Source organism: Leeuwenhoekiella polynyae, assembly GCF_004104075.1.
Taxonomy (GTDB): Bacteria; Bacteroidota; Bacteroidia; order Flavobacteriales; family Flavobacteriaceae; genus Leeuwenhoekiella; species Leeuwenhoekiella polynyae.
The window spans coordinates 80675-105112 of sequence record NZ_QOVK01000005.1 but is presented as its reverse complement, the minus strand read 5'-3'; the positions used below and the strand labels follow the sequence as shown (position 1 = coordinate 105112).

The 24438-nt window shown below is 38.8% G+C and carries 18 protein-coding genes; 10 read left to right on the top strand and 8 right to left on the bottom strand.

Annotation, left to right across the window (positions count from 1 at the left end):
- Positions 1-142: 142 nt before the first annotated feature.
- From DSM02_RS08155 to DSM02_RS08130, 6 genes are all read left to right on the top strand, one after another.
- A complete protein-coding gene (locus tag DSM02_RS08155; RefSeq protein WP_128765160.1) occupies positions 143-5719 on the top strand; it encodes an alpha-2-macroglobulin family protein in 5577 nt (1858 codons plus the stop codon).
- 99 nt (positions 5720-5818) lie between these two features.
- Positions 5819-8185 (top strand): penicillin-binding protein 1C, encoded by a 2367-nt coding sequence (gene pbpC / locus DSM02_RS08150; protein WP_240674008.1) that lies wholly within the window; start codon positions 5819-5821, stop codon positions 8183-8185.
- 128 nt (positions 8186-8313) lie between these two features.
- Positions 8314-8820, top strand: a complete 507-nt coding sequence (locus DSM02_RS08145) for a GbsR/MarR family transcriptional regulator (protein ID WP_128765159.1) — start codon at positions 8314-8316, stop codon at positions 8818-8820.
- 10 nt (positions 8821-8830) lie between these two features.
- Positions 8831-9964: an efflux RND transporter periplasmic adaptor subunit gene (locus tag DSM02_RS08140; protein WP_128765158.1), complete on the top strand. Its 1134-nt coding sequence runs from the start codon at positions 8831-8833 to the stop codon at positions 9962-9964.
- Between the two features lie 15 nt (positions 9965-9979).
- A complete protein-coding gene (locus tag DSM02_RS08135; RefSeq protein WP_128765157.1) occupies positions 9980-13120 on the top strand; it encodes an efflux RND transporter permease subunit in 3141 nt (1046 codons plus the stop codon).
- 1 nt (position 13121) lies between these two features.
- Positions 13122-14522 carry an efflux transporter outer membrane subunit gene (locus DSM02_RS08130; RefSeq protein WP_128765156.1) on the top strand — a complete coding sequence of 467 codons (1401 nt, stop codon included), beginning with the start codon at positions 13122-13124 and terminating at the stop codon, positions 14520-14522.
- A gap of 84 nt (positions 14523-14606) precedes the next feature.
- Here DSM02_RS08130 and DSM02_RS08125 read toward each other — a convergent pair whose 3' ends face one another.
- From DSM02_RS08125 to DSM02_RS08115, 3 genes are read right to left on the bottom strand one after another with little or no spacing between them, the layout of a single operon-like run.
- Positions 14607-15107 carry a YciI family protein gene (locus DSM02_RS08125; RefSeq protein ID WP_128765155.1) on the bottom strand — a complete coding sequence of 167 codons (501 nt, stop codon included), beginning with the start codon at positions 15105-15107 and terminating at the stop codon, positions 14607-14609.
- Positions 15092-15568, bottom strand: a complete 477-nt coding sequence (locus DSM02_RS08120; protein ID WP_128765154.1) for a CYTH domain-containing protein — start codon at positions 15566-15568, stop codon at positions 15092-15094. Before DSM02_RS08120 ends, DSM02_RS08125 begins: the two co-directional genes overlap by 16 nt.
- Positions 15561-16226, bottom strand: coding sequence for an NAD(P)H-binding protein (locus DSM02_RS08115; RefSeq protein ID WP_128765153.1), 666 nt, complete (start codon positions 16224-16226; stop codon positions 15561-15563). The genes DSM02_RS08120 and DSM02_RS08115 overlap by 8 nt, the downstream gene beginning before the upstream one ends.
- Positions 16227-16353: 127 nt before the next feature.
- Here DSM02_RS08115 and dinB point away from each other — a divergent pair, with 127 nt between their 5' ends.
- On the top strand, positions 16354-17457 hold the full coding sequence (gene dinB, locus DSM02_RS08110; RefSeq protein WP_128765152.1) for a DNA polymerase IV: 1104 nt from the start codon (positions 16354-16356) through the stop codon (positions 17455-17457).
- A gap of 156 nt (positions 17458-17613) precedes the next feature.
- Here dinB and pyk read toward each other — a convergent pair whose 3' ends face one another.
- The 5 genes from pyk to DSM02_RS08085 form a co-directional block, all read right to left on the bottom strand.
- Positions 17614-19050, bottom strand: coding sequence for a pyruvate kinase (pyk, locus tag DSM02_RS08105; protein ID WP_128765151.1), 1437 nt, complete (start codon positions 19048-19050; stop codon positions 17614-17616).
- Positions 19050-19538, bottom strand: a complete 489-nt coding sequence (locus tag DSM02_RS08100; protein WP_128765150.1) for an IPExxxVDY family protein — start codon at positions 19536-19538, stop codon at positions 19050-19052. Before DSM02_RS08100 ends, pyk begins: the two co-directional genes overlap by 1 nt.
- 94 nt (positions 19539-19632) lie before the next feature.
- Positions 19633-20379 (bottom strand): ribonuclease III, encoded by a 747-nt coding sequence (gene rnc / locus DSM02_RS08095; RefSeq protein WP_128765149.1) that lies wholly within the window; start codon positions 20377-20379, stop codon positions 19633-19635.
- 6 nt (positions 20380-20385) lie between these two features.
- Positions 20386-21639: a beta-ketoacyl-ACP synthase II gene (gene fabF, locus DSM02_RS08090; RefSeq protein WP_128765148.1), complete on the bottom strand. Its 1254-nt coding sequence runs from the start codon at positions 21637-21639 to the stop codon at positions 20386-20388.
- Between the two features lie 19 nt (positions 21640-21658).
- On the bottom strand, positions 21659-21892 hold the full coding sequence (locus DSM02_RS08085; protein ID WP_009778413.1) for an acyl carrier protein: 234 nt from the start codon (positions 21890-21892) through the stop codon (positions 21659-21661).
- 177 nt (positions 21893-22069) lie between these two features.
- Here DSM02_RS08085 and purN point away from each other — a divergent pair, with 177 nt between their 5' ends.
- The 3 genes from purN (at position 22070) to DSM02_RS08070 (ending at position 24416) form a co-directional block, all read left to right on the top strand.
- The gene (gene purN / locus DSM02_RS08080; RefSeq protein ID WP_128765147.1) at positions 22070-22639 is read left to right on the top strand and encodes a phosphoribosylglycinamide formyltransferase; all 570 of its coding nucleotides are present in this window, start codon (positions 22070-22072) and stop codon (positions 22637-22639) included.
- Positions 22640-22685: 46 nt separating this feature from the next.
- Positions 22686-23321 carry a ribonuclease H1 domain-containing protein gene (locus DSM02_RS08075; protein ID WP_128765146.1) on the top strand — a complete coding sequence of 212 codons (636 nt, stop codon included), beginning with the start codon at positions 22686-22688 and terminating at the stop codon, positions 23319-23321.
- Positions 23322-23492: 171 nt separating this feature from the next.
- Positions 23493-24416, top strand: coding sequence for a PfkB family carbohydrate kinase (locus DSM02_RS08070; RefSeq protein ID WP_128765145.1), 924 nt, complete (start codon positions 23493-23495; stop codon positions 24414-24416).
- Positions 24417-24438: the final 22 nt, after the last annotated feature.

The window sequence follows — 24438 nt, the reverse complement described above, 5'->3', positions numbered from 1 at the left end:
TTTTAATACCTATTTAATCTTTAAAACCGTTAGATCGATGCTGTTCTTAAAATGTTGCTTTCTCTTCTAGTTCAGGAATGATAAAAAAAGTATTTTACGACATCATGCCGTTTTAATAGTGATTCATAAAATTTTAGGGTTTATGAGAAGATTTGAAGTACTTCTTAGTCTGTGTTTTTTGCTGGTTATTCAATCTTGTAATACCAGGAAACACCCTGATGCTGACAATATTTTTAAGTTTAAAGAGTATATTTCTTTCAACACTTTTGGTAATATTTCAATCACAGAACCTATACGTGTGGAACTTGCACAACAAACCACACAGTTTGAATTGTCACAAGAAATTCCTTCAGAGTATTTAATTATTAATCCAAAAACCGAAGGAACGCTTCTTATCGAAAATGGTACCACGCTGACCTTTAGACCTGAAAAGAATTTACGCCCGGATACTGAATACAGCGTAACGCTGAAGTTGAGTAGATTTTTTGAAGACGTTGATCCCGATTATAAAAATTACACCTTCGTGTTTAAGACCATTACGCCTAATTTCAAAATTACTCTGGGTAATCTGCAGTCTTATAATAAAGAATGGCAATATCTCACCGGCTCAATAGAAACAGCAGATTGGGTTCCCGCACAGCAGGTAAAACAGTTGGTAGAAGCAGAACAGGAAGGCAATAAACTTCATATAGACTGGCCTACAGAAGAATTAAAAGGAACTTACTTCAATTTTACCATTGACAGTATTCACCGTAAAGAAGAAAATTCTCAGATACGCATATCGTGGGATGGAGAACCTATTGCAAGTAGAACACAAGGTCAAAGCACACTCAATATACCCGGCCAATCTAATTTTACTGTAGTTGATGTCGTAAGTGCTTTGAGCCCCGAAACTGCCATTAGTATCAATTTTTCTGATCCTTTAGAAATGTCTCAAAATTTTGATGGACTGGTACAGCTGGATAGCTTAACGGGTTTACGCTATGAAGTGCAGGGGAATGTCTTAAACGTTTACCCAAGACAGCCGCTTTCTGGCGAACTTGATTTAACCATAAATAAAGGAATCAAGAACGCTTCGGGATACAGCTTACGACAAACCTATACACAAAGCATATCTTTTCAACAACTTAAACCCCAAGTACGCCTTATTTCTAAAGGAAATATCCTACCGGCTTCTATGAAAACACCTATTTACTTTGAAGCGGTAAACCTTTCTGCGGTAGATGTGCGTGTTATTAAAGTGTATCAAAACAATATACTTCAATACCTGCAAAGTGCCAATCTCAACAGTACAGATACCTATGATTTAAAACGGGTAGGAAGAAGAGTTGCTAAAAAAACCATACCACTTATCAAAAATAGTGTTGGGCAATCTGGCTTGTGGAAAGCGTACGCCGTTGATCTATCAGAATTGTTTAAGGCTGATCCGGGAGCTTTGTACCGTGTTGAGTTCAGCTTTGATCAAAACTACAGTCTTTACCCCTGCATTAATGAAAATGAAGAGACTTCTCTCTCAAAAGAAGAGGCTTATCTTGAAGAATCTTATGAAGAGTATTACCACACTGGTACAGATAGTGATCAAGACCAGCGTGAAGAACGCTATTGGGATAACGAATTGTATTCTTGGAGAAATAGAGTTTACAACTGGGAAGAAGAAGACAACCCGTGCCATCCGGCTTATTACAACGAAGATCGTTTTGCCCAGACTAATCTTATAGGATCTGATCTGGGACTCATCGTTAAAAAAAGTGAAAATGGCACCTATGATTTTGTCACTACAAACTTATTAAACGCAAAGCCCGAAATGGGTGTAGACATCAAACTCTACAATTACCAGCAACAACTCATTAAAAGCATCAAAACAGACCTTAACGGTCTTGCATCTTGTAAAAGCTCTAAAAACATAGCTTTTGCAATTGCCCAGCAACGCAACGATTTTGCATATGCTAAGCTTGATGACGGTAACGCATTATCGTTAAGTAACTTTGATATCAGCGGAGCCAAACTGCAAAAAGGATTAAAAGGATTTATTTATACAGAGCGAGGCGTCCATCGCCCAGGCGATACTATACACCTCAGTTTTGTTCTTAATGACTTAGCAAATCCTCTACCTAAAGAACATCCTGTAAAACTTGAAGTTACAGATGCCCGCGGAAAGCTCGTACAACGCAGTCTATTAAGCTCTACACTCACCAATCAAAATGTTACCGGCGGGAGCAGTAACGGATTTTACTATTTTCCAATTTCTACAAACACTACAGATCCTACCGGAAACTGGAATGCGACCATTACTGTAGGCGGTGTAAAATTTAGTAAGACGCTGCGGGTTGCAACGGTTAAACCTAACCGACTTAAGATAAAACTTGATTTTAATCAGGATCTTTTAAGCGCTACCACTCCTATAAATGGCACAGCACAAGCGACTTGGCTTCATGGCGCACCTGCTCGTAATCTCAAAATTGATATGACTGCTACGTTGAGCAGCACAACGGCATCATTCATAGACTTTAAAAATTATCAATTTACAGATCCGGTTAGACGCTTTAATGAAGTAGAAATACCCATTCTCAATCAAAAAACATTAGATAACTCCGGACTTATAAAGTTTTCGGAGAAAATAGACCTGAGTAAAAAAGCACCGGGAATGTTAAAAGCTACTTTTCTCACAAAAGTATTTGAAGGCGGCGGTGATTTTTCGGTTGATGTATTTTCTAAAAATCTTGCCCCTTTTACCTATTTTACGGGTATTAAGGCTCCAGAAGCTCACGAATATGACTCGTATTATACAGATGAGGATGTGACCTTTGATCTGGTTAGCGTAAATGCAGAAGGCAAACCCAGTGCAAACAGAACACTCAACGTTGAGATCTTTAAAATTGAATGGCGCTGGTGGTACAGCCGTGGCGGTGATAATTTATCGCGTTACGAGAACAGTTCGGTTTATAAGCCCGTGCAGGATTTTGAAGTAAAAACCAATAATAACGGTAAAGCTCAGGCAACTGTAAATATTCCGGAGAAAGAAGGTGGTCGTTATCTCGTGCGCATCATAGACAAAGCCTCTGGTCACGCAACCGGACTCACTACTTATTTTTACCGAAACTGGGGCAATGCACCGGCAGGAAGTTCTGAGAGTGCAAAAATGCTGATATTTAAAGCAGACAAAGAGCATTATAAAGTTGGTGATGAAGCAACAATCACTTTTCCATCTGAAGCTTCAGGCAATGCTCTCTTGAGTATTGAAAACGGCACCCAAGTGCTTTCTAAACAATGGGTAAAAACTAAAGCTAAAGAGACAACTGTGCGTATTCCTATTACTAAGGAAATGGCGCCTAATGTTTATGCGCATATCACTTTATTGCAACCCCACGCCCAAACCTTAAACGACAGACCTATCCGATTATACGGAGTAATTCCGTTGCTTGTTGAAGATCCTTCGACCCTGTTAGAACCACAACTCAAAATGCCTGAAGCACTCAAACCCGAACAGGATTTTACCATAAAAGTTAGTGAAGCTTCTCAAAAAGCAATGACCTATACTGTGGCTGTTGTAGATGAAGGCTTATTAGATCTGACCCGTTTCAACACTCCGGAAATTCATAAATCTTTTTACGTACCACAGGCGCTAGGTGTCAAAACTTTTGATATCTATGATTATGTAATAGGTGCCTATTCTGGCAGTGTAGATAATATCTATGCCATAGGTGGTGGTGATATCGCCGCTGGTGCAAAAAACCGAAAAGCCGATCGCTTTAAACCAGTGGTCAAGTTTCTAGGACCATTTCATTTAGAAGCAGGTAAAACCGCTACTCATAAATTGCATATGCCTAATTATATCGGTTCAGTGAAGACGATGATCGTGGCTGGCAATAATGAAACGGGTGCATACGGCAGTGTAGACCAAACCACAGCTGTAGAAAAACCATTAATGGTATTGGCATCGCTTCCGCGAAAATTAGCTCCTCAGGAAAAATTAACGCTTCCGGTAACGGTATTTGCGATGGATAAAAAAGTGAAACAAGTTTCTGTTCGAGTAAAAACAAGCAATTCACTAAAAGCCCTAAACGGAAGTTCTAAAACTATAAACTTCAACGAGCCAGGCGAACAAATTGTAAATTTTGAATTTGCCGTAACAGCTGCTGAAGTACCACAAAAGTTTAAGATCACAGCTTCAGGAGGTGGCGAGACTGCATCTTATTCCGTAGAAATTGATGTTGAAAATCCGAATCCAATTTCACAGAAAGCAACCTATTATACCCTTGAACCTAATGAGTCTCTCACCATTGACTATGAAAATTTTGGCATCTCCGGAAGCAATTCTGCAACGCTAGAACTATCTACCTTACCACAAATTGATTTTACAAATCGCTTGCAATACCTTATCAGTTATCCCTACGGATGCGCAGAACAAACCACATCTAGTGGTTTCCCTCAATTGTTTTTAGATTCTCTTTTTGATCTGGATAACAATCAGCAAAAAGAAGCACAAGAGAATATCAAAGCAACTATAGCGCGTCTGGGAATGTTGCAAAATCCATCGGGCGGTATAAGCTACTGGCCGGGAGAACGGGATTCTGATGCATGGTCGACATCATATGCGGGGCACTTTATGCTCGATGCTCAGAAACAGGGCTACACGCCGCCGCTAACCTTTTTATCTAACTGGCTTACTTATCAAAAAAATGCGGCAAAACAGTGGCGTAATGGTGCGACCTCATACAACAGCAGTCTCACTCAAGCTTACCGCTTATACACACTGGCTCTGGCCGGTCAGCCTGAACTTGCAGCGATGAATCGCCTGCGCGAATCTGGATATCTTAATAACGATTCTAGGTGGCGTCTGGCAGCGGCTTATGCACTTGCCGGTAAAAAGCAAGTAGCAACAGACCTTGCTGCAAAGGCTAACTTTAATTTTGATACAGATCGTGAGTTACAATATACTTATGGCTCTGTACTGCGCAACAAAGCAATGGTGTTAGAAACACTGGTTTTATTAGAAGACAAACGCCAGCAAGACTTAGCCAAATCAATTGCCAAAGATCTAACAGCATCAAGCTGGTACAGTACACAAACTACATCTTATGCATTATTAAGTCTGGCAAAAATGCTTATCGCCAATGGCGGAAAAGCAATTGCTGTTACAGCAAATACCACTTCTTTAAAAACCGAAAAAGGCTTCATAAAAATGCCTTTAAAAGTTTCTGAAAATAAGAATATAATTGAACTTAAAAACATGAATGACAATACTGTTTATGTGAGCATCATTCAGCAAGGTAAATTGCCTTTAGGAGAAGAGTTAACCGAGCAAAATAATCTTACGCTTGCTACTGAATTTTTAGACGGAAACAACAAAAAGATAGCGGTTGATCAACTCCGTCAAGCAACGACAATAAAAGCGCGTATTACGGTTACAAATCCTACCTCAAATGCTGTAGAAAATGTAGCCTTATCTCAAATATTCCCAAGTGGATGGGAGATTGTAAATACGAGCTTTACGAGTCTGGGAGGCGGTGCATCAGGGAAAGCACGATACAAAGATATTAGAGATGACCGCGTATATTTTTACTTTGATTTGAAACCCAAAACAACCCGAACCTTTGAAGTTGACCTCAACGCATCGTATCTAGGCACCTATTATTTACCGGGAACGCAAGTCGAGGCAATGTATGATCATGATTATTTTGCGCGTACAAAAGGAAAATGGATCGAAGTGCAGCAGTAAACAAATGCTCTTGAGAAAAGCTTAGAAAGCTTTAAAATGAAACAGTTTTGACTTCGGGGATAGTCTTGATGTATTTAAACCTCGATTATCGAGTAAACTTTGAAAACAACACTCAGCAATCGCATATTTCACATTATAAAGCGCTATAAATTTGTAGTAAGCGGATTCTTGATACTGGTTTTGTTTTGGTTACTGTGTTTGCCTAAACCACTTTTTAAAGATCCTACAGCTACTGTGGTTGTAAGCCAAGAAGGTAAACTTCTTGGGGCTCGCATTGCAAGTGATGGCCAGTGGCGATTTCCTGCAGTTGATAGCGTCCCAAGTCGTTTTAAAAACTGTATTCTGGAGTTTGAAGATGCTTATTTCTATAAGCATCCGGGGTTTAATCTTGTGGCGATGAGTAAAGCTTTATGGAGCAACCTTACAACAAATAACCGCCGCGGCGGAAGCACATTAACCCAACAAGTAGTGCGACTTTCACGCAAAAATCAAAAGCGCACATACTTCGAAAAAATTATAGAAACCTTTATGGCGACCCGGGTTGAAGCTGGTTACTCCAAAGAAGAAATTTTAAACCTGTATGCTTCTAATGTGCCCTTTGGCGGCAATGTAGTTGGGCTGGAGAGTGCCTGCTGGCGGTATTTTGGTATTCCTTCCAGTGAATTGAGTTGGGGACAAGCTGCAGCTTTAGCTGTTTTGCCCAATGCACCTTCACTTGTTTTTCCGGGGAAAAATGAAAGTCTTTTTAAAGCAAAACGAGATCGCTTACTTCAAAAATTAAAAAACGAGAATTATATAGACAAGACGACTTATGAGCTCGCTGTTGCTGAAGATCTTCCGGGGAAACCCAGAGAGTTACCAGATGAAGCTCCTCATTTTACTGAAAGGATGGTGCGGGAACAATCTGGCAACTATGTAAACAGCACGATTCAGTTCAATTTACAAAAGCGCATCAATCAGATCACTGCTGAAGCCTATTACCGGTTGGATCAGAATCAAATACACAACCTTGCTGTTTTGGTTCTGGATGTAAATTCCCGTAAAGTTTTGAGCTACGTAGGCAATGCTCCCACAACCGCAGAACACGCCAATTATGTAGATATCGTCACCCGAGAACGCAGTACCGGTAGTACCTTAAAACCGTTTCTTTTTGCTTCGCTGTTGAGCGCAGGCGAGTTATTACCCAACAGCCTGGTCGCTGATGTTCCTACCAGTATTAATGGCTACAGTCCACAAAATTTTGACCGAAGTTATCACGGTGCAGTCCCTGCTTCTGAAGCTTTGGCCCGATCTTTAAATGTACCGGCTGTAAACCTCTTGCGCGAATATGGTCTGAAACGTTTTTATAATAATCTGCACCAACTCAACTTTAAAAGCATTGATAAAGCTGCAGATTACTACGGCTTGTCCCTCATTTTAGGAGGGGCAGAAAGCAATCTGTGGCAATTGACCAATGCCTATGCAGGTATGGCTGCTACGCTCAATTTTTTTAACAATACTTCTAGTGAATATCCTTATCACGCTTTTGATGAACCGGTTTATTTAAAAACGGAAACAAATCGTGTAGCTTCAAAAAATCAGAATCCAGAGCTTTTTGATGCAGGAGCCATTTATCAAACCTTACAAACCTTGCGCGAGGTAAACCGGCCGGAAGGTTCAGAAAACTGGGAATTTTTTAGCGATGCGCAGCCCCTCGCCTGGAAAACCGGAACCAGTTATGGCTTTAAAGACGCTTGGGCAGTAGGAGTTACCGGCGACTATGCAATAGGTATTTGGGTAGGAAATGCAGACGGTGAAGGTCGCCCGGGTATTACAGGGATTCAAGCTGCTGCGCCCATACTTTTTGAAGTGCTTGATGTGCTTCCGGATTCAAACTGGTTTGAGATGCCCTATGACGAACTCGTAGAAGCTGAAGTTTGTCCGCAGAGCGGAAAACTTGCTGGATTGTTTTGTCCTATTTCAAAAAAGGAATGGATCCCCAAAAAAGGTACACGTACTGAAGCATGTAAATTTCATCAGCAGGTATTTCTTAATCAAGAAGGTAACCAGCGTGTAACGGCTTCTTGCTATCCGCTAGGAAAAATGCTTTCAAGATACTGGTTTAGTCTTCCCCCGGTATGGGAATATTATTATGCACCTTTGCATCCTGAATACAAACCGCTACCAGAGTTTGCTCCGGGTTGTTTCCGCGAAAGCGAAAAGTTAATGGAGTTTATTTATCCTAAACGTGGTGAAACAATTCTATTACCTAAAGATTTTGATGGCGAACAAGAAGTGGTTTTAAGAGTTGCACACCGAAACCCCGATACTAAACTTTACTGGTATCTTGACGAAGTATACATAAGCACCACGACCAACTTTCATGAACTCTCTTTAGAGCTTTCTTCTGGAATTTATAAACTCCTTGTTACAGACAGTGGCGGAAACAGTATTGAACAACAAGTAGTTATAGATAAAGCTTCTTAAAAACCTTCTCCTTGTGAGCCCTTACTAGGCCTAAGATAACGATAACTTACATTTAACAAATTTTTAAGTCTTATTGGTTCGGTAAAAACCGAACCGCTCGTAATTTTGCGCTTTCAAATACAATAAAAATGAAGTTGGAAGAGCTAAATGCCGAAAAGCAACAATTAATTGAACGCTTAGGAGTGCATATTGAGAAGAAAGACAATATTCCTCCTCTTGCAGCGCGCATTGTCTCAACCTTAATTTTAACGGGTAAAAAGGGGTGCACATTTGATGAGTTTGTAGCCAATTTACAAGCCAGTAAAAGTACCATTTCTACCCATTTAAATAATCTTCAGCATCAGAAGACCATAACCTATTATACCGTTTGTGGGGATCGCAAAAAATACTTTGTGATGAATCCAAATCACATCCTTATTCATATGGGTGAAACCCTTGATACCTGGGAAAAAGAAAAGCAACTGCATGTTGCTGTTATGAAATATAAGGAGCAAATAAATCACAATAACCCCGAAAACGAAGAGCTGCACTTTGATCTGGAATTTCATTTAGAATACCTACAATATCTAGAGCAAGCCAGTGAATCACTAAGAAAGATTCGAGAAAAACTTTCAGCAAAAAATAACAATGAATAAACCCTCAATAATGAAAAAAAGAGTTTTATCTTATTTAATTCCTGCTCTGGTAGGAGTTTTTATAACCACAACATCTTGCGGTGATTCTAAACAGGCTCAGAAAGGAGAGGAACAACAGCCTCAAGCGCTGCCGGTAATTACTATACCTCAACAAACTGTGACCGGTTATAGTTCTTATCCTGCGAGCATAGAGGGTATTGTAAACAGTGGCGTACGCGCTAAAATACAAGGCTACATCTCTAATGTACTGGTAGATGAGGGTGAAAAAGTAAGAAAAGGTCAGGTTCTTTTTAAACTAGAAACTCAGTCTCTTTCTCAAGATGCCAATGCTGCAAAAGCTAATGTAAATGCTGCACAGGTTGAAGTTAATAAACTAAGACCCCTGGTTGAGAAAAAAATCATTAGTAACGTACAGTTAGAAACGGCAAAAGCCCAATTACAACAGGCACAAAGTGCTTATGAAAGTATTGCAGCAAATATAGGTTACGGCACTGTAAGAAGTCCTGTAGATGGTTATGTAGGTGCTATACCATACCGAGAAGGAACTCTTGTAGGCCCTAGTGATTCTACCCCGTTAACAACGGTTTCAGACATAGAAAAAGTGTATGCATTTTTCTCTATGAACGAATCTGAATATCTTGACTTTATTCAGAATACTGAAGGAGCATCGCTTCAGGAAAAGGTAAATAACTTCCCCCAAGTAACTCTTGAACTGGCAAACGGAAAAGAATATGATCAAAAAGGGAAGATACAAACGGTAACCGGCCAGGTAGATCCTACTACCGGTACGGTAAGTTTCAGAGCAATTTTTGACAACCCAAATCAGCTGATCACAAATGGTAATAGTGGCACTCTTAAAATTCCTATTGTTTATAGTGATGTTGCCGTAGTGCCTCAAAATTCAACTTTTGAACAACAGGGAAAGATCATTACCTACAAAGTAAGCAGCGAGAACAAAACAGTGACTTCTGAGATCACCACAAAAGCGACTGTAGGCAACTTATACATCGTAGATTCTGGTTTACAAGCCGGTGATAAAATCATTGCAAAAGGAGCCAATAAGGTACGTGCCGGGATGACTATACAGCCTCAAGAAGTTCCTTTTGACAGTATTGCAAAACCTGTTAAACAACTATTCCAATAATCTAAGCAGCAAATCATGTTAAAAACATTTATAGAAAGACCGGTACTTTCTACTGTAATATCTATTATCATAGTTATTCTTGGAGTACTTGGACTTACAACCTTATCTGTTGAGCAATATCCTGATATTGCACCGCCAACAGTTCAGGTAACTGCAAGTTACACCGGTGCCAGTGCTGAGACCATTCTGGAAAGTGTAATCATTCCTATTGAGGAACAAATTAACGGTGTTGAAGGGATGAGCTATATCACCTCTACAGCAACCAATAATGGTACTGCTGAGATCACGGTATATTTTGATCAGGATACAGACCCTGATATTGATGCGGTAAACGTACAAAACCGGGTAGCTCTTGCGAGCCCATTACTCCCGCAAGAAGTTACACAGTCTGGTGTGGTAACCCAAAAAAGACAAACAGGAGCGTTGATGTTTATGTCTATGTATTCTAAGAATCCAGACTATGATGCGACGTTCTTAAACAATTACCTGAATATTAATATCATTCCGGCATTTAAGCGTGTAAATGGTGTGGGCGATGCAAACGTATTCTCACAACAGGATTATGCAATGCGTATCTGGTTAAAACCAGACCGTTTAAAAGCGTATAACCTAGTACCTGCAGATATTACAGCGGCATTAAACGAGCAAAGTTTAGAAGCTGCTGCGGGAACTTTGGGACAGAATAACGGAGAAACTTTTTCTTACACTATTAAATACAGTGGGCGTTATAAAGAAGAAGGACAATATGAAGATATCATCATCAAAGCTCTCGAAAACGGACAGTTTTTAAGACTGAAAGATGTTGCAGATATTCAGCTTGATGCGCAATCTTATGCGGCAAGCTCACAAACTAAAGGGTACCCTAGTGTGAGTTTTGCTATCTATCAAACTAAAGGTTCTAATGCGCAAGATATTATTGAAACCATTCAGGGTGAACTGGAAACGATTAGAAAAGATCTGCCAGAAGGTGTAGAGATCTTTGTGCCGTATAACACCAATGAATTTCTGGAAGCTTCCATAGAAAAAGTGGTTCACACCCTTATAGAAGCCTTTATTTTGGTATTTATCGTTGTGTTTATTTTCTTGCAAGATTTTAGATCCACATTAATCCCGGCGATTGCGGTTCCGGTTTCGATTATAGGTACATTTTTCTTCTTAAACTTATTTGGGTACTCTATAAACCTGCTTACGCTATTTGCACTCGTATTGGCAATTGGTATCGTGGTAGATGATGCAATTGTAGTTGTTGAGGCCGTTCACGCCAAATTAGATGAAGGCGCTAAAAGTGCATCTGGTGCTACTCTAGATGCAATGCACGAAATATCTGGAGCGATCATCTCGATCACCTTAGTTATGGCTGCGGTATTTATACCAGTAACCTTTGTACAAGGTCCTACAGGGGTTTTCTATGAACAGTTTGGTATCACACTTATTGTTGCGATTATAATTTCAGCAGTTAACGCATTGACTTTGAGTCCGGCATTGTGTGCCTTATTCTTAAAGCCGCATAATGAAGAAGACGAGCATAAGAAGAAAAGCTTTTTACAGCGTTTTTATGACAGATTCAACAGGGGTTTTAATGCCACTATTAATCACTACGGAAAGTCTTTAGGTTTCTTATACAAAAACAAATGGATCACCTTTGCGATGATCATACTTGCAGGTATGGGAATATTTTGGGCTTCAAGTACGACACGAACCGGTTTTGTACCTAATGAAGACCGTGGAGTATTATTTATTGATATGTCACTTGCACCGGGTTCTTCTTTAGATAAAACTAACGAAGTACTTACCGAACTTTATAATGACATTAAAGACATACCAGGCATTGAAGGTATCAGCACCGTTTCTGGTCGTGGTTTAATAAGTGGTCAGGGTAGTAACAACGCTTTAGGTTTTATGAAGCTTGATGACTTCTCTAAGCGTGATGCAGATTCTTTATCTGTAGATGCTATAACCGCAAAGCTCTTTGGAGTGGCTGCTCAATACCCTGAAGCGAATATTATTTTCTTTGCTCCTCCTAGTATCCCTGGGTTTAGTATTTCATCTGGAGTAGAGGTAAACTTATTAGACCGAGCTAGTGGTACATTAACAGATCTGGATCAAGCCAATCAGGAATTTATGGGTAACATTATGTCTCATCCTGAAGTGCAATACGCACAATCATCTTTCAACACAAAATATCCCCAATATCAATTGGATATTGACATTCCCCTTGCTAAACGTACAGGAGTGACCGTTAGTGATATATTCTCTGCAATGCAGGGCTATATAGGTGGGATTTATGCTGCAGATTTTTCACGTTTTGGTAAACAATACCGTGTTTACATACAGGCATATCCAGATTTCCGCGCAGATAAAGATGATATAAACTCCATGTTTATCAGAACTAAAAATGGAGATATGACACCACTTAGTGAATATGTAAGTTTTGAGCGTGTTTACGGTCCGCAGGCTGTAACCAGATTCAACCTTTTTAATTCGACTAAAGTAAACGTATCTATGAACCCGGGATACAGTTCCGGTGATGGTATTAAAATCGTTGAGCAAGAAGCCTCTAAACTTGCAAATAATTATGATGTAGCCTACTCCGGTCTGACTCGTGAAGAAGTAAGTTCTGGTAATCAAACCCTAATGATATTTATGTTGTGTGTATTGTTTGTATACTTTTTACTATCTGCACAATACGAAAGTTACTTACTACCACTGGCAGTAATCCTTTCTTTACCACTGGGTATTTTTGGAGCTTTTATCTCAACCAAATTAATGGGGCTTGAGAATAATATTTACTTCCAGATCGCACTCATAATGCTGGTAGGTCTATTAGCAAAAAATGCGATTCTTATTGTAGAATTTGCCATACAGCGGCGTAAAAATGGGGAATCTATTGTAGACGCTGCTATAGATGGAGCAAAAGCGCGTCTACGCCCAATCTTAATGACCTCGTTTGCCTTTATCCTGGGGCTTATGCCTCTTGTACTTGCTACAGGTGTAGGTGCTGCTGGAAACCGCTCAATAGGTACCGGAGCTGTTGGTGGATTATTAATAGGGACCGTACTCGGTGTGTTTGTAATCCCTATTCTCTATATCATGTTTCAATGGTTACAAGAGAAAATTTCTGGAAAACCAACTACTCAAACCGAAGAAACTCATTAATATGAAAAAGCAAACAATATTTAGATTTTTCACACTGATTGCTGTTCCCTTATTGCTGGCTTCGTGCTTTGCTGCTAAAGAATATGAGCGCCCGGAAGAAGTGATTAACGATCTCAACTACCGCACAGATATGCTGCCGCAAGACAGTACAAATGTGACGCTGATTTCTTGGAACGAACTTTTTACAGATCCTGCTCTTCAGGAATTGATTCAAGAGGGACTTCAGGAAAATATAGACATTCGTGTTGCTTTAGAACAGATCAGAGCTGCTCAGGCTTACTTTAAGCAAGGCAAGCAGGGCTATTTCCCAACCCTTAGCGGAACCGGGCAATACACACATCAGGATTTATCGTCAAACAGTCAGTTTGGAAGTCAATTCTCTAGTTTAGATGTTTTTCAGCTTAGCGGAAGTCTTTCGTGGGAGGCTGATATCTGGGGAAAAATAAGAAGTAATAAACGCGCTTATGCCGCTTCTTATTTACAAACTGTAGAAGCTCATAAAGCTGTAAAGACTGCTTTGATTGCTAATATCGCGTCCTCTTACTTTCAGCTTTTAGCTTTAGATGAACAACTTCGGGTTACCGAAGAAACCATCGAAACCAGAAGCAGTAGCCTCGAAACTACAAAAGCTTTAAAAGAAGCCGGTAATGTTACTGAAGTAGGCGTAAAGCAAACAGAAGCGCAACTGTATACGGCAAAAGCCTTACGATTAGACATCCTTAAACAAATACGCCTTTTAGAAAACAGTCTTTCTATACTTTTAGGCAAAGAGGCGGGTGCGATTGAACGCGGTAATCTTGTTGATCAGAAAATCACAACACCGCTAAAAACCGGTGTTCCTGCTGAATTGTTGAGCAACAGACCAGACGTTATGGCTTCAGAATTTAATTTACTGAATGCGTTTGAACTCACGAATGTAGCCCGAAGCAACTTTTACCCTTCGCTTACCTTAACAGCAACTGGTGGTTTTCAGAGTTTAGAATTTGACAAGCTTTTTGATTCGAGTTCTTTATTTTCAACTATTGTTGCTGGTCTGACTCAGCCTATTTTTAACGGAAGACAAATACGAACAAAATATGAAGTAGCCCAAGCAACGCAAGAACAAGCTAAACTTCAGTTTAGAAGCGCCTTGCTAACTGCAACTCAGGAAGTCTCTGATGCTTTATATTCATATGAAATTGCCACTGAAAAACTGGAAGTGAAGAAAAATGAATTTGAAGCCTATGATCTGGCAACAAACTATTCTGAAGAGCTTTTAGATAACGGTCTCGTAAACTACTTAGAAGTACTAACCGCGCGTCAAAATGCTCTTAGTTCTAGCTTAGACCTTATAGACACCCGTTTTAACCAACTGCAAGCAATCGTAGACCTCTACGAAGCTCTAGGAGGTGGATGGCAATAGCCAAAATTTTTAAAATTAATCGAGCCTTTTATCCCTAAAGGAACAGCTTAAAGCCGGAACACTTGATGTTTCGGCTTTTTGTTTTTAGCGCAATGGGAATCCCTTTGCGGCCCACCACGGGTGTAACTCAATCTCTAATCTACCTGCTTGAACCATAGGGTCTAGATTTGCCAGACTATCTGCCATCTTCAGTGTTGGCGTATTGTAAATAGTAATACCGCGTATAGTGCTATCATCTCCAAAAGGTCCTGAAATATCTGCATAGCCTAACTCATACATTTTACCTAAATGTTCTAAGTGTAGCTTCTGAAGACTGTCTGCCTCAGCTTTAGTCTGGTTGCGATTAGTACCCCTTTTGAGAAAAGCCATAAAATACTGTTGCATAATCACTGTATCTTTTGTTTTCTCATCTACGTAATTCATTGTGAGATAACCTGCTTCTTTGAGTTCAGCTTCTATATCAGAAACAAGTCTTTTATGTTGTGGTTCATCCTTACGACGAGGCACTTCTTTTGCCGGTTGTTCTTTACAAGACACTAAAAAAACCAATAGAGTAAACAGTTTAAAAATTAATTTTCTTTCCATAACGTAAATGGGTTTTTACTCAGCTGTGAGTTGTAGTACCGCACGTCCCCGGTAACTTCTTCTCCCAGCCAATCTGGTTTTATAAACTTTTCATCTGAGGTGTTCAATTCTATTTCGGCTAAAACAAGTCCATCATTTTCATCAAAAAATTCATCTACTTCATAAACATGTTCACCAGCTTCAACCTCATACCTTATTTTTGAAATCACACCGGGTTCACACAGTTTCAATAAAGCTTCGGCCTCCTCTTTATCAATTTCTTTTTCCCACTCAAAACGCGTTGTTCCAGACTCGTCAGACTTACCTTTTATGGTCAAATAGCCTATTTTTTTTTTAATGCGTATACGCACAGCGCGCTCAGGACTGCTATTGAGATAGCCTTGCTTTATTTCGCTTTGCGAAAAAGCTTCTGATTTAAAAGCTTTTGTTTTCACTAAAAATTTACGTTCTATTTCAAGCATGTTTTCCTGCGATTTTTTTGATTACATCAGATTCTATTCTGTTATCTGCATATGTGTTAAAGGAAAGATACTGCATTGCTGCTACTAAAGCTTCTGGTTTTATGCTTTGAAATTTCTTTAAAGGTCCTATCAAAAAAAAGTTGAAAACCTTAAAAACCTGTATGGCCAGCTTTTCTGTCATTCGCTTTTCTTCCCGATCTCCTGCTAATAATGCCGGCTGCAATAAATAAGTTTCCTGTAGATTTTGTTTAAGTACATCACGCTCCATCTCCCCTTTCACTTTATTGTAAAAAACACTGCTTTCTGCATTTGCACCCAGCGCAGAAATAGCAATAAATTGGGGAATATTATTTTGTTTGCATAACCGGGCAGCACTTACAGGAATGCCATAATCTATCTGTCTATAGGTTTCTTTATCACTCGTTTTAGACTGAGTCGTACCAATACAGCAGAAAACAATATCACCTTTAAATAAAGATTCATATTTCTCTAAATCAAGAACATCTACTACGTGCTCTTCTAGTTTAGGATGCGTTATATTAGATTTTCTACGATGAAAACTGATGAGTTTATCATATCTGGAATCAGCTAAAACTGATTCAGCAAGAAGATTACCAGTTAGTCCTGTAATACCTAATATAATTGCTGTTTTTCCCATTTTATTTGATTTGCTAGATAATTAAAACTGAAATGCTACAAGAATTAATTATAAAGCCAATTTACAATTTTGTGCGTTTAAAAATAGAGCCGAGCGCAAAGCCCTTTGATGTATTTTTGCAAATACTATGGAAGAAGAACCTAAATCCAGAAAGATTATTCATGTCGATATGGATGCATTTTATGCGTCTGTAGAACAGCTGGACAATCCTGAACTGAGAGGAAAACCTGTAGCCGTGGGTGGTGGTTCTGAACGTGGTGTGGTGAGCGCAGCGAGTTATGAAGCCCGTAAATTTGGTGTGCGTAGCGCGATGGCAGGAGGTTTAGCACGCAGACTCTGCCCAGAACTCATTTTTGTAAAGACTCGTTTTGACAGGTATCGGGAGATAAGTGCTCAAATCAGACAAATATTTTATGAATATACAGATCTGGTAGAACCGCTGTCTCTTGATGAAGCCTATCTGGACGTCAGTGACAATAAAAAGGGAAATCCCAGCGCGTCGCTCATTGCAAAAGAAATACGCGCTAAGATCAAAGAAAAAACAGGCCTAAATGCTTCTGCAGGGATTTCTGTAAATAAATTTATTGCAAAAGTTGCTAGCGATGTCAATAAGCCTAACGGTCAAAAAACCATTGGCCCAGAAGAAGTAATCCCATTTCTCGAAGCTCTAGATATCAGAAAATTTTATGGTGTGGGTAAAGTCACTGCCGAAAAAATGTACCAACTCGGCATATTCACAGGCAATGAACTTAAAACTAAAACACTGGAGTTTTTAGAGGAAAAATTCGGTAAAAGCGGGAAGCATTATTATAATGTGGTGCGCGGTATTCACAACAGTCCTGTAAAGCCAGACCGAATTAGAAAATCATTAGGTGCAGAGCGAACATTTAGTGAAAATATTTCTTCTGAAATCTTTATGCTAGAGCGTCTCGAGAACATTGCCGAAGAGATTGAACGCCGCTTAAAGAAGTCTAATGTTGCCGGTAAAACAGTTACTTTAAAAATTAAGTATAGCGACTTCACATTAAAAACCCGAAGCAAAACACTTTCCTATTATATCAGGTCTAAAGACGTTATTCTTGAAACTGCAAAAGAGCTGCTTTACCAAGAAAAAATGAAAAATAGTGTGCGCCTTTTGGGTATTACTTTAGCAAACCTCAACACAGAAGATAAAAAGGAACAACTCTCTGACAAGAAAGAAATTGTTGTTCAGCTAAAATTTGAGTTTTAATTAAACTACCTAACGGCAAGCTCAAGAGGTATTTATAAGTAAACCTAATATTAATTATAAAGTAAGCCTTGGAGTATTATATCCTTTGGTGGTGCCAATAAAAAAAGCCCTTTCAAGTGAAAGAGCTTTATAATTTATAAGGAAGAAATCTTAGAATTAATTCCCTTGTATTTCGCGAACGCGAAGCGTATTTACCATACCTTTTTCAGTAATTGGCATAGCTGCAAGGCTAATCACCATATCACCAATATTTAAGTATCCGCTATCACGAGCAATTCGGTTAATATCTCGTACCGTTTCATCTGTAGAAACAAACTTATCGTAATAGAATGCTTTAACACCCCAAAGTAAGTTAAGCTGACTCAAAATAATTCGGTTTGAGGTAAACACTAAAATATGAGAATTAGGCCTCCAAGCTGAAATTTGAAAAGCTGTATATCCACTATTGGTAAGTGTTGTAATCGCTTTTGCATCAATCTCATTAGCCATAAGCGCAGCGTGATAACAAATTGCTTTTGTAATGTAGCGCTTGGTGCGAATATGCGGAGGCGTGTGCGGTACTTTGATCAATTCTGAATCTTCAACTTTAGAAAGGATCGACGCCATACGCTCAATCACCTGAACCGGATATTTACCTACTGAAGTTTCACCGCTTAACATAACCGCATCTGCACCATCCATAACAGAGTTTGCAACATCATTAACTTCAGCTCGAGTTGGAGTAAGACTGTCTATCATTGTCTCCATCATCTGTGTAGCGATAATTACCGGAATACGCGCTTTTTTAGCAGCAAGTACTAATTGCTTTTGAATAAGCGGTACTTCTTCTGCTGGGATCTCAACACCAAGATCTCCGCGAGCTACCATCAGACCGTCACTATACGCAACAATCTTATCGATATTTTTTACTGCTTCTGGCTTCTCTATTTTAGAAATAATAGGAATCTTATACTCAGAATGTTCTTTTATTAAGTCTTGAAGTTGAATTAAATCTCCTTCGTGACGTACAAAAGAAAGTGCCATCCAATCTACTTTTTGGCTTATTGCAAAAATCGCATCTTCAATATCCTTTTCTGTAAGTGCCGGAAGTGAAATATTTGTGTTAGGTAGGTTAACTCCTTTTCTAGACTTTAAAGGTCCTCCTTGAATTACTACAGTTTCAACTTCGTTTTCATTATCGGTCTTTAAAACTTCAAAGATCAATTTACCATCATCAAGAAGAATACGCTCCCCTTTATTTACATCACGAGGAAAATGCTGATAATTCATATAGACACGCTCTTTTGTGCCTTCAAATTCTTCTTGAGTTGAAAATATAATTTTATCTCCGGGATTAACAACTACTTCATCTTTCATGATCCCTACTCGCAATTTAGGACCTTGTAAATCTGCTAGTATTGCTGTGTTGTATCCAAATTCTTCGCTAAGGCTTCGTATCATTTGGATACGCTCTTTTACTGCATCATAATCTGCATGCGAAAAATTGATTCGGAATACATCTACACCGGCCTTGATCATATCATGAAGTACTTCCTTCTTGCTGGTTGCAGGTCCTAGTGTAGCAACAATCTTAGTTTTCTTTGTGTTTGACATTATTCAAAAATTAAATTTTGTTTAGACTTTAGGGAGCTTACCTCTACATTGTAAGCTGTAATTATTTGTGGTATTTGGTTTAGTTGTGCTAAAAGTGCTAAGGTGGGTATTTTACCATTGTCACTTTCTATTTTAAGCAAATAATCTGCGTTTTTAACTTCGGGAACTAAGTTAAGAGTTTTGTAATGTTCTGACTCAGATTCTGTAAACAGGTCACTGTTAATTGCCCGCTTATCATACTTCAACTTGTACTTATTAGCTATCAATGTATAGCTCTGGTAGTTTTTCTGATCATCAAAACGCATTACTGTAAAGCTATACTTGTCGTTTTTTACAAAAAAATCAACGTCATCAGAACTTTTCAACCTCAGACCGGCATACTTGTTAATTAAAAATGCCATCCGATACTCTTCTAAAGAACAGTGTATTGCAATGACAGTAAAGTCAAAATCAAACACATCATCTAGTAAAAGCTTCAGAGCAGGCATAATCTTAAATAAGCGTTAAATATAATCAAACTTCAAGAGATATTCTCAGCATTTAGCTTTATCTAAATGTAAATACGACTACACTTAAATCAATTTAGTTAAAGCGGTGTACATCTATTTTATTTTGAAATACATAGTACGCCCGCTTAGCAGCTTTTTCTTCTGCCTTTTTCTTAGAAGTTGATCGTGCTTTTGCTACTTGCTTATCATCAATAGATAAACGCACCGAAAAATGACGAATTACATCCTGACCAGAATCTTCATAGGTGTTGAAATCAAAGGTCCTTTTTTCTTTTTGACACCATTCTATCAAAAGACTTTTATAGCTTATTACACGTCCTTCGAGCTTTTCGATGTCTACATAAGGATCTATCACGCGTTTATTGATAAACTTTTTAGTGTATTTATAGCCTCTGTCTTGATAAATAGCTCCTACTAAAGCTTCAAAGAGATTCCCGTGTATGTTCACTCCAAAATTCTCTTTAGGAATAGCCGACTTTACTAAATTTAGTAAACCCAAATCTCTTCCCAGTTCATTAAGATGTTCACGACTAACTACTTTAGAACGCATTTTTGTCAGGTAACCTTCATCACCCTTACCTACTTCATCAAATAAATGTGCTGCGATTACAGCACCCAGCATAGCATCTCCTAAAAACTCCAGACGCTCGTAATTAAAAGCATGTCCTCTTTTATTTTGGATTGCCATTGACCTATGTGTAAAAGCCTCCTCATAATGCTGAATAGTTTTAGGCTTAAATCCTATTATTTTCTGAATGGTGACAAAAAAATTCCCGTCCTTGTCAGAACGGGAAGTAAATATGTTGCGAATCACACTCATCTGTGATTATTCGCTATACTTTTTAAATAAGACGCAAGCATTGTGACCTCCAAAACCGAAAGTATTGCTCATTGCAACGTTAACCTCACGTTTTTGTGCTTTGTTCAAAGTAAGGTTTAAAGAACTGTCTATATTCTCATCAACAGTTGTATGATTTATAGTAGGAGGTACCAGACTGTTTTCCATAGCTAATATTGAAGCGATTGCCTCAATAGCTCCGGCAGCACCTAGTAAATGTCCCGTCATTGATTTTGTTGAATTGATATTGATATCCTTCGCATGGTCACCAAAAACTTTGGTAATTGCTTTAAGTTCGGCCACATCTCCTAGTGGAGTTGAAGTACCATGGGTGTTTATAGCATCCACCTCTTCTGGCTTAATGTTAGCGTCTCTTAAGCAATTAAGCATAACGCGCTCTACACCTATACCATCAGGGTGTGGTGCTGTCATATGATAAGCATCACTAGACATTCCTCCTCCTACAACTTCAGCATATATTTTTGCTCCACGTGATTTAGCATGCTCATACTCTTCAAGAATAAGAGCTCCTGCACCTTCACCTAAAACAAAACCATCTCGTGTAGAATCAAAGGGTCTTGAAGCTGTTTCTGGACTTTCATTACGTGTAGACAAGGCATGCATTGCATTAAAACCTCCCATACCCGCTTTAGTCACAGCAGCTTCACTACCGCCTGTTACAATAATATCACAATGTCCTAAACGTATATAATTTAAGGCATCTATCATTGCGTTAGCAGATGATGCACAAGCAGAAACCGTTGTATAATTAGGTCCCATAAAACCATGTTTGATCGAGATATTACCCGGGGCGATATCTGCAATCATCTTTGGAATAAAAAATGGGTTGAACCTTGGGGTTCCATCACCTTCAGCGAAATTAATAACCTCGTCCTGAAAGGTTTCTAAACCACCTATACCAGCTCCCCAAATAACACCTACTCTAAATTTATCAACAACATCGAGATCTATGCCCGCATCTTTAATAGCCTGATCAGAAGACACTAGCGCATACTGCGCAAAACGGTCTAATTTACGGGCTTCTTTACGGTCAAAATGATCTAATGCATTGAAATTCTTGAGCTCACAAGCGAATTTGGTTTTAAACTTTTCTGCGTCAAAATACGTAATAGGGGCACAGCCACTCTTACCTGTACTCAATCCTTCCCAATATTCTTCAATATTGTTCCCGATTGGCGTAAGCGCACCAAGACCTGTTACAACGACTCGCTTTAACTCCATAAGGTAATTTGCTTTCTTCTTACTTTGCTTCTTCTATATAGGAAATAGCTTGACCTACAGTAGCTATATTTTCTGCCTGGTCGTCTGGAATCTGAATATCAAATTCTTTTTCAAACTCCATAATAAGCTCAACTGTATCTAACGAGTCTGCTCCTAGGTCGTTTGTGAAGCTAGCTTCTGCAACAACCTCGTTCTCATCAACGCCAAGTTTATCTACGATGATGGCTTTTACTCTTGATGCAATGTCTGACATAATATTTAATTTTAAATTTTAATTAGGAGGCAAAAATAGCAAACTTTACCGTTTTACCACATTACCTGTCTAAAATGTATCGTTAATTTAAACATTTCCTTTCTAAGATTCAATGTAAAGTGCTTATTTAAACGAATAATAATCCGTTGTTTTGCACCCTCGCAACACATACTATATATGAAAAAAATCGTAATTTTTGCTTCAGGAAGCGGTACCAATGCACAACGTATCACAGAATTTTTTAAAAATAGAGATGACGCGCAAGTTGTTCAGATTTTGAGCAATAAAAACACCGCAAAAGTTTTAGATCGTGCAAATAAACTTAAAATAAGTGCCTTTAGTTTTAATCGCACAGCATTTTACGACACGACACAAGTTTTAGATCTAATTAAACAAACACAACCAGATCTTATAGTGTTAGCCGGCTTTTTGTGGTTGTTTCCTCAAAATATAATAGAAGCTTATTCTGGCAAAATAATTAATATTCACCCGGCTTTACTCCCGGATTATGGCGGCAAGGGTATGTATGGCGAGCGTGTACACAAAGCGGTTGTTGAGGCAGGGGAAAAAGAATCTGGCATCACCATACATCAAGTTACAGCCGAGTATGATAAAGGCGCTATCCTCTTTCAGGCCAAGACTCAACTTGAAGAAGGAGAAACTGCAGAAAGTCTTGCTGCAAAAATTCATGAATTAGAATACGAGCATTTTCCAAGTGTAATTGCTGAATTTTTAAAGAAACAATAACCCATATAGATGATTTCCGCCTGCGCGGAACTAAAAAAAGTTTTTCATGGCTAAAAAGGAAAAATTCTATGTAGTCTGGCAGGGTAAAAAACCCGGCATTTATACTTCGTGGAAAGACTGCAAAGCGATGATTGACGGTTTTGCAGGAGCACAATATAAATCGTTTCTTTCATTTGCTGAAGCCAAAACAGCCTATAATAAAGACTTTAAAGACGTAAAAGGAAATTCTAAAAAAAAGAAAGTCCTTTCTCCTGAAGAAAAACGTAAATATGGAGAACCTAATCTTTATTCTATAGCGGTTGATGCCGCAAGTTCTGGCAATCCTGGCATTATGGAATATCGTGGCGTTGATACTCAAACTACTAAACAGCTTTTTCATCAAGGTCCTTTTAAACAAGGCACCAATAATATAGGAGAGTTCTTAGCGCTTGTACACGGCTTGGCTTTTCTTAAGAAGAATAATAGTGATCGCATCATTTATTCTGACTCTCGTATTGCTATTGGTTGGGTCAAAAAAAAGAAGTGCAACACTAAACTTAAAGAGAATTCTAAGAATAAAGACGTCTATGAATTAGTAAGGCGCGCAGAAAATTGGTTAAAAACCAATACGTATAAAACGGTAATTGTAAAATGGGAAACTAAAGCTTGGGGCGAGATTCCTGCAGATTTCGGTAGAAAATAATTCGTTTCTAAAAGAAATCTAATGTTTTTAGCTTATCTATTAATAGAATTATAACTAACGGATTTTCTACTCAATTTTCAAAATGCGCTGTACAAGTAAGTTTAGAAACAGTCTTACGACCATTGTTTAAAATTGCGTTATCAAAACTGTATATTTGCTTAAAATTTTTGAATGCAAAAACTGGTAATTGTAGGCACTTGTGCCTTTGATGAAATTGAATCTCCTTTTGGTAAAACAGGAAAAATTTTAGGTGGCGCCGGTACCTTTATAGGTCTTGCCGCTTCAAATTTTGACGTCGATCAGGCAATAGTATCTGTTGTAGGATCAGATTTTCCGCAAGAATACATAGACTTACTCAAAAATAAAGGCATAAACATGCAAGGCCTTGAGGTAGTTGAAGATGGTAAAACTTTTTTCTGGAAAGGACGTTATCACAACGACCTTAATTCACGAGATACTTTAATCACAGAGTTAAATACATTAGCAGACTTTAACCCTGTAGTTCCTGAAGATTATAAGGGTGCAGAAATTGTGATGCTGGGCAATTTGCATCCGCTGGTACAACTTTCTGTGCTAGACCAGATGAATAAAAAGCCGAAGCTTGCTATTCTGGACACCATGAATTTCTGGATGGACAGTGCTCTTGAAGATCTTAAAAAAGTTATAGCGCGAGTAGATGTTATTACTATAAATGACGAAGAAGCACGCCAGTTGAGTGGAGAGTACTCTCTAGTAGTTGCCGCAAAGAAAATTTCTGAGATGGGACCACGCTTTGTGGTTATCAAAAAAGGAGAGCACGGCGCATTATTATTTGAAGATAATGATATCTTCTTTGCTCCTGCGCTTCCGCTTGAAGAAGTTTTTGACCCTACTGGAGCCGGTGATACATTTGCCGGTGGTTTTGCAGGCTATTTGGCAAGCAGTGGTGATATTTCCTTTGAAAATATGAAAAGGGCAATCATATATGGCTCTAATCTAGCTTCCTTTTGCGTAGAAAAATTTGGAACCGAGCGTATGCATAATTTAAAACCCGACGAAATAGAAAAGCGTTTGCTGAAATTTAAAGCCTTAACGCAATTTAATTTAGACCTATAAAACAACGCGCGCCCTCTTCTTA

Excerpts from the sequence above, each read along its gene's own strand:
- DSM02_RS08155 (WP_128765160.1), top strand. The coding sequence starts at position 143 with ATGAGAAGATTTGAAGTACTTCTTAGTCTGTGTTTTTTGCTGGTTATT.
- DSM02_RS08145 (WP_128765159.1), top strand. The coding sequence starts at position 8,314 with ATGAAGTTGGAAGAGCTAAATGCCGAAAAGCAACAATTAATTGAACGC.
- DSM02_RS08140 (WP_128765158.1), top strand. The coding sequence starts at position 8,831 with ATGAAAAAAAGAGTTTTATCTTATTTAATTCCTGCTCTGGTAGGAGTT.
- DSM02_RS08135 (WP_128765157.1), top strand. The coding sequence starts at position 9,980 with ATGTTAAAAACATTTATAGAAAGACCGGTACTTTCTACTGTAATATCT.
- DSM02_RS08130 (WP_128765156.1), top strand. The coding sequence starts at position 13,122 with ATGAAAAAGCAAACAATATTTAGATTTTTCACACTGATTGCTGTTCCC.
- DSM02_RS08125 (WP_128765155.1), bottom strand. The coding sequence starts at position 15,107 with ATGGAAAGAAAATTAATTTTTAAACTGTTTACTCTATTGGTTTTTTTA.
- DSM02_RS08120 (WP_128765154.1), bottom strand. The coding sequence starts at position 15,568 with ATGCTTGAAATAGAACGTAAATTTTTAGTGAAAACAAAAGCTTTTAAA.
- DSM02_RS08115 (WP_128765153.1), bottom strand. The coding sequence starts at position 16,226 with ATGGGAAAAACAGCAATTATATTAGGTATTACAGGACTAACTGGTAAT.
- dinB (WP_128765152.1), top strand. The coding sequence starts at position 16,354 with ATGGAAGAAGAACCTAAATCCAGAAAGATTATTCATGTCGATATGGAT.
- pyk (WP_128765151.1), bottom strand. The coding sequence starts at position 19,050 with ATGTCAAACACAAAGAAAACTAAGATTGTTGCTACACTAGGACCTGCA.
- DSM02_RS08100 (WP_128765150.1), bottom strand. The coding sequence starts at position 19,538 with ATGCCTGCTCTGAAGCTTTTACTAGATGATGTGTTTGATTTTGACTTT.
- rnc (WP_128765149.1), bottom strand. The coding sequence starts at position 20,379 with ATGAGTGTGATTCGCAACATATTTACTTCCCGTTCTGACAAGGACGGG.
- fabF (WP_128765148.1), bottom strand. The coding sequence starts at position 21,639 with ATGGAGTTAAAGCGAGTCGTTGTAACAGGTCTTGGTGCGCTTACGCCA.
- DSM02_RS08085 (WP_009778413.1), bottom strand. The coding sequence starts at position 21,892 with ATGTCAGACATTGCATCAAGAGTAAAAGCCATCATCGTAGATAAACTT.
- purN (WP_128765147.1), top strand. The coding sequence starts at position 22,070 with ATGAAAAAAATCGTAATTTTTGCTTCAGGAAGCGGTACCAATGCACAA.
- DSM02_RS08075 (WP_128765146.1), top strand. The coding sequence starts at position 22,686 with ATGGCTAAAAAGGAAAAATTCTATGTAGTCTGGCAGGGTAAAAAACCC.
- DSM02_RS08070 (WP_128765145.1), top strand. The coding sequence starts at position 23,493 with ATGCAAAAACTGGTAATTGTAGGCACTTGTGCCTTTGATGAAATTGAA.